Genomic DNA, 6,158 nt, shown 5'->3' with positions numbered 1-6,158 from the left:
ACCGCCGAGCAGATCCGCAACCGCATCAAGACCGTGCTGCAGATGGCGGTCGTGCTGACGTACGGCGCCTCGATGCCGGTCGTGAAGATGGGGCGCATGGCGGGGCAGTTCGCCAAGCCGCGCTCGAGCGACACCGAGACCCGCGGCGACGTGACGCTGCCTGCCTACCGCGGCGACATCGTCAACGGCTTCGACTTCACCGCCGGGTCGCGTCAGCCCGACCCCGCGCGGCTGCTGAAGGGCTACCACACCGCGGCATCCACCCTGAACCTCATCCGTGCGTTCACGCAGGGCGGGTTCGCGGACCTGCGCGAGGTGCACAGCTGGAACAAGGGCTTCTCGTCGAACCCGGCGAATCAGCGGTATGAGCGCCTGGCGACCGACATCGACCGGGCCATCAAGTTCATGGAGGCGGCCGGAGCCGACTTCGACGAACTGCGGCGCGTGGAGTTCTACACCGGCCACGAAGGCCTGCTGATGGACTACGAGCGCCCCATGACGCGCATCGACTCGCGCACCGGGACGCCGTACAACACCTCGGCCCACTTCCTGTGGATCGGGGAGCGCACGCGCGACCTCGACGGCGCGCACGTCGACTACTTCTCCCGCATCCGCAACCCCATCGGGGTCAAGCTCGGCCCCACGACCTCGACGGACACGGCGCTGAAGCTCATCGACAAGCTCGACCCCGAGCGGGAGCCCGGGCGCCTGACGTTCATCACGCGCATGGGTGCGGGCAAGATCCGCGACGCGCTGCCGCCGCTGCTGGAGGCCGTGAAGGACTCCGGCGCGACACCGCTGTGGGTGACCGACCCGATGCACGGCAACGGCATCACGACCCCGACCGGGTACAAGACGCGTCGCTTCGATGACGTCGTCGACGAAGTGCGCGGGTTCTTCGAGGCGCACCGCGCCGTGGGGACGTTCCCGGGCGGCATCCACGTCGAGCTCACCGGTGACGACGTGACCGAGTGCCTGGGTGGGTCGGAGATGATCGACGAGGCCACCCTCGCGACGCGCTACGAGTCGCTGTGCGACCCGCGCCTGAACCACATGCAGAGCCTGGAGCTGGCGTTCCTCGTGGCCGAGGAGCTCGAGAAGCGCTGAGCCCCGGCCCGGGTCGGGCGGTTGCGTCGCCCGCCCGCTGGGTGGACGCAACCGGCCCACTGCATTGCGCGCACGGGGCCGTTCGCGACGACTGAGCGCGTGCGCGGGTCAGCGTCGATTCGGTGGACGCAGACGGCCCACCGGGCGCCCGCGGAGGGTCCCGTTGCGACGACGGAAGGTCAGCCGGTGACGCGAAGAGTGATGGAGGTCCCCGGGAGCTGCCACGAACCTGCTTCCGGTGACGTGTTGCTCACGGTGAAGATGCCCCATGCGATCTCCGGCAGCGCTGTGCCCGGCTCGAAGCCGGCGTTGGCGAGAGTTCTCATCGCTTCGGCGACGGTGGAACCGGTGACGTCGGGAACCTGAATGGGCTGAGGCCCCTTCGACACCACGAGGGTGACGGTGTCGCCCGGGCGCAGGGGGCCGTCCACGTCGGCCACCCCGAGCACGCGACCCTTGTCGATGTCGCTGCTCCACTCGCCGATCGTGTCGGATGCCACCAGCAGCCCGACCTCGTCCAGCGCGCGGGTGGCGGACTCCACGGACGTGTTGCCGACGTCGGGCACCGCTCCGGCCGAGACGGTCAGCGACGCGATGTCGTCCTGCCTCACGGCGCAGCCCTCGGCGCAGTCCACCGGGTCGCCACCGTCGCGCGGGGTGATGGATGCCGCGAGCACGACGTCGCGTTCGACGTCGTCACGGAACTCCCGCGCGACCTCGTCCTGCACCCGCACGATGTTCTGGTCCAGGTACTCCCGGGCCTGCGCCTCGGACATTCCCGCCAGGGCGGTGATCGAGACCTCCGCCGGCCCACGGGAGACGAAGACGGTGACGGGGCTCTCCTGGTCCACGCGCGAGCCCGGTGTGGGCTCGGTGCGGATGACCTGGCCCGCGGGCACCTCGAGGTTGTTCTCGCCGGTCTCCACTGCCTGCAGCGTCTCGACGGCAAGGGTCGCCTCGGCATCGGCGAAGGTCATCCCGATCACGTCGGGCACGCCCACCTGAGAGCCGGGGCCGGACCCGAACCACCAGCCGGCCCCTGCGGCGAGACCCGCCAGCAGCAGCACCACGGTCACGAGCCAGCCGCCCTTGGCGGCGTTGCGCTGCGTGCGTCGGCGCAGCCGCGTGGAGTTGTCGACGTCAGAGGTCACCGTGGGGGCGGTGAAGGCCCCGGGGAGCACCTTGGTCATCTCCCCGGAGTCGAGCACGTCCTCCTCGGACACCACGCCGATGGGCGCGGTGCGCACCACCTGCGGTGCGACGCCCAGCGACCGCTCGATCTCGCGCAGCCGGTCGAGCATCTCGCGTGCGTCGGAAGGGCGCTCGTCGGGGTCGCGCTCCGTTGCCCATAGCACCAGCTCGTCCAGCGGCTCGGGCACCCCGGGGTTCTTGGCGCTCGGGCGGGGGACCGAGTCGGTCGCGTGCTGGTAGGCGATCTGCATCGGCTGCTCGCCCTTGTAGGGCTGCTCACCGGTGAGCATCTCGTACAGCATGATGCCGAGGGCGTAGATGTCGCTGCGGGCGTCGGCGCTGCCGCGCGTGACCAGCTCCGGCGCCAGATAGGCGATCGTGCCCAGCAGCATCTGGCCGGTCGCGGTGTTGGCCGTCGTCGCGCGGGCGAGGCCGAAGTCTCCGATCTTGATGCGACCGTCCTCGGCGAGCAGCACGTTCTCGGGCTTGACGTCGCGATGGACGATACCGGCTCGGTGCGCCGCGGCCAGGCCCGACAGCACGGCATCCATGATCGTGATGGTCTGGGGCACGGTCAGTCGGCGCTGCTCGCGCAGCAGGTCGCGCAGCGTGATGCCGGGGAGGTACTCCATGACCAGGTACGCCATGTCGCCGTCCTGGCCCTGGTCGAACACGTTCACCACGTGCGGGTCGGCCAGCCGGGCGGCGGCGCGCGCCTCTTGGATGAACCGGCTCTGAAAGATCGAGTCGTCGGAGAGATGCCCGTGCATCACCTTCAGAGCGATGCGCCGCTCGAGCCGCAGGTCGGTCGCGACGTAGACCGTGGCCATACCGCCACGGGCGATGCGAGCACGCACGCGGTACCGGCCGTCGACCAGACGGCCGATCAGCGGGTCCGTCTGCTGGCTCGTGCTCACGCGTAGAGTCTACGGACGGCGCAGCCGCTCCCCGAGTAGCGGCTCACCCTCGCCGCCGCCGGTTGTGGTCATCCGAGCGCGGCCAGCCACGCGTACGCCTTCTCTTCCCAGTCGCCGTAGCGGTGGGGATAGGCCGAGACCTGCACCGCCTGGGCGGCGTCGGTGAATGCAAGGGCTTCCCATCCGGGTGTGTCCAGCAGGCCACGGCTGTCGGCTCCGTTGGGGTCGGACGGCCCTCCGAAGAACACCCGGGCGGCGCGCTCGACATCGCGCACCTGCTCCGGCGAGCCCCAGCCCTGGCTGGGACGCTGCTGGAAGACGCCCAGCGAGTCCCGGTCGCCCCAGTCCAGATTGCGCAACCACGATTCGACCATGCCGGTCGCCAGAGCGATCGCGATGCCCCGGTCGGGCACCCCCAGCTCCCGACCCACGCTGATGATCGTGCGGGCGTTCGCGGCTTGTTCCGCGTCGAGGCCCGCGACCGAGGCAGCCGGGATCTTCACGGTCTGACCCGGATAGATGATCGAGGAGCGATCCATGCCGTTGGCGGACAGCAGCGCGTCGAGCGACACGCCGTAGCGGGAGGCGATCCCGGTCATCGTGTCGCCCGCCGTGATCTCGTGCGACGCCGCAACGGGAGCAGCGGGAGTGGGGGGAGCCGCAGCGGGGGAGACGGATGCCGCGGGCTGCATGCCCGCGCCGGGCAGCGCGAGCGTCTGCCCGGGATAGATGACCGAGGACCGGTCCATTCCGTTGGCAGCCAGCAGCGCGTCGGTCGACACCCCGTGTCGCGACGCGATGGCGCTCATGGTGTCGCCGGCGACGACCGAGTAGGCCCCGGCGGGGGGTGCCGCGGGCGCGACGGGCGCGGCCAGCTGGATGGTCTGACCGGGCATGATGACCGACGACCAGGTCAGAGAGTTCAGGGCGAGCACATCGGCCACCCGTAGCCCGTGCGCCGCTGCGATCGAGCTGATGGTGTCGCCCGGTTCGACGACATGGGTGGTCGGCGCCGAGGACGTGGCGGGCAGCGCGCGCCCGACAGGAAGGGATTTGCTGCCGGCGGACGCCGGCGCGACCGTCGCATCGCGCAGCACGGGGTGGGGCGTGACGGCGTGGGCGGCCTGGCCCGACGTGAGCAGCAGCGCGAGTGACCCTGCCGCAGCGGCCGGCCAGTTTCGGCGGACGGCTGCTGCGGTGGTCGATGCGAGAGGGGATGAAAGCCGGGGTGCGGCGGCGGGGGCCGGCGCGAGGGCGCGGTGTCGTCGCATGGTGAGGTCTCCTTCGGGGAACCCCCGCCACGCTGTCACGGAAGTGAATATGGGTCAACGCGAGTGACGCAAGTGACCCCTGTGAATGATGAGATTCTCATGAAGCGGCCGGACCCATCCCGACTGGATGCCATCATGGGAGGGTGACCGGCGACACCACCTCTTCGCGCATCGAGACCACCTGGCTGACACTGCCTGAACTCGTCGAGACCCTCGGCGAACCATTGGGCCGGGTGAGGCGTCTCATCGACGAGTACCACCTCGTGGCATCCCGTCGCACCGGCAAGCTGGCGGTGCCCGAGGTGTTCATCGTGGACGGGCACCCGCTCTCTTCGCTGCGGGGAACGGCGATCGTGCTGCACGACGCCGGATTCACCGACGATGAGGCGATCGACTGGCTTCTCGACCACGACGACTCGATCGGTCTGCCCCCGATCGAGGCGCTTCGCCGGGGCCGCAAGGCCGAGGTGCGCCGGGTCGCCCAAACGCTCGCCTGATCAGCGCGCTCGGCGATCAGCGCGAGTCGGCTTGATCAGGATGATCGAGCCGTCGCGGCGCGGGCGAGGTTCCGCAGTTCGCCGAGGGCGGCATCGCCCAGGTGCGCCCCGCGCAGTGCCCGGTCGGCCTCAGCGGCGTAGGCGGAGATGAGAGCCTCCACGCGGTCCAGGGCGCCCGAGTCGATGATCGTGCGCTGGAGTGCGCCGATCTGCTCCTGGTCCAGCTGCGGGTCGCCGATGAGTTCGTCCAGCGTGCGCCGCGCGCTCACGGGGAGCGCCTCGCGCGCGTAAGCGATGAGCACGGTGCGCTTTCCTTCGCGCAGATCGTCTCCGGACGGCTTGCCGGTGACCGCAGCATCGCCGAACACGCCCAGCACGTCGTCGCGCAGCTGGAACGCCATGCCCACGGGGTGACCGAACTCCGCCAGCGCGGCGTGCTGCTGCGGGTCCGCGCCGGCGAGGGCTGCCCCCACCAGAAGCGGCTGCTGCACGCTGTAGCGGGCGGATTTGAGGGATGCCACGCGCAAGGCCCGGTCTGCGTGCTCACCGTCGGGGGACTGCCGGAAGGCCGCTTCCTCGGCGATGTCGAGGAACTGTCCGATCGTGACGTCGCGCCGCATGAGCGCGTACTCCCGCCGCGCGGCGGCGGCGCGGGCGGCATCGGCGGCCGAGATGAGCCCTTCTTCGAGCAGGTCGTCGCTCCACGCGACCAGCAGATCACCCAGCAAGATCGCCGCGGAGCGGCCGAAACCCGCCTGATCGCCCAGCCAGCCGGCATCGCGGTGCCCTGCCTCCAGCGCGCGGTGCGCCGACGGGCGCCCTCGCCGGGTGTCGGAGTTGTCGATGAGGTCGTCGTGCACCAGCGCGGCCGCCTGGAAGATCTCCAGCGCCGCAGCGGCGGCGATGACCTCCGGCGGGGCATCCCCGGGGCGTCGGCCACCGGCCTCGGCCACAGCCCGCCATCCGGTCACGCAGAAGCGGGCGCGAAGGCGCTTTCCCCCGCCGACGGCGCCGACACCCGCCTCGATGAACGACACCGCTTCCGGCCCCTCTGCGCGGGCGGCATCCCGCTGGTGTGTGAAGAAGGCGATCAGTCGCTGTGAAACAGCCTCGATGGGATCCGCAGTAGGCGACACGGGCCTAGCCTAGTTCTCGACGGCACGGTTAGAATCGAT

At 70.6% G+C, this 6,158-nt stretch carries 5 protein-coding genes; 2 read left to right on the top strand and 3 right to left on the bottom strand.

Annotated elements, in window-relative coordinates; translation table 11 throughout:
- Positions 1-1,107, top strand: a 1,107-nt coding sequence (locus tag NQ160_RS16580) for a 3-deoxy-7-phosphoheptulonate synthase class II (RefSeq protein WP_257516269.1), incomplete at its 5' end; no start/stop codon positions are given.
- A gap of 179 nt (positions 1,108-1,286) precedes the next feature.
- Here the strand turns inward: NQ160_RS16580 and pknB are convergent.
- Positions 1,287-3,215, bottom strand: a complete 1,929-nt coding sequence (gene pknB, locus NQ160_RS16575) for a Stk1 family PASTA domain-containing Ser/Thr kinase (RefSeq protein WP_257516268.1) — start codon at positions 3,213-3,215, stop codon at positions 1,287-1,289.
- 68 nt (positions 3,216-3,283) lie between these two features.
- Entirely contained in the window at positions 3,284-4,486 is a 1,203-nt protein-coding gene (locus tag NQ160_RS16570; protein WP_257516267.1) for a muramidase family protein, read from the bottom strand.
- Positions 4,487-4,656: 170 nt separating this feature from the next.
- Here NQ160_RS16570 and NQ160_RS16565 point away from each other — a divergent pair, with 170 nt between their 5' ends.
- Positions 4,657-4,983 (top strand): Rv2175c family DNA-binding protein, encoded by a 327-nt coding sequence (locus tag NQ160_RS16565; protein WP_374113668.1) that lies wholly within the window; start codon positions 4,657-4,659, stop codon positions 4,981-4,983.
- Between the two features lie 35 nt (positions 4,984-5,018).
- Here the strand turns inward: NQ160_RS16565 and NQ160_RS16560 are convergent, their stop codons facing one another.
- The gene (locus NQ160_RS16560) at positions 5,019-6,119 is read right to left on the bottom strand and encodes a polyprenyl synthetase family protein (RefSeq protein WP_257516265.1); all 1,101 of its coding nucleotides are present in this window, start codon (positions 6,117-6,119) and stop codon (positions 5,019-5,021) included.
- Between the last annotated feature and the right edge of the window lie 39 nt (positions 6,120-6,158).

This window comes from Microbacterium sp. zg.Y909 (assembly GCF_024626565.1).
This window is presented reverse-complemented; position numbering and strand designations above follow the sequence as displayed.

Excerpts from the sequence above, each read along its gene's own strand:
- NQ160_RS16570 (WP_257516267.1), bottom strand. The coding sequence starts at position 4,486 with ATGCGACGACACCGCGCCCTCGCGCCGGCCCCCGCCGCCGCACCCCGG.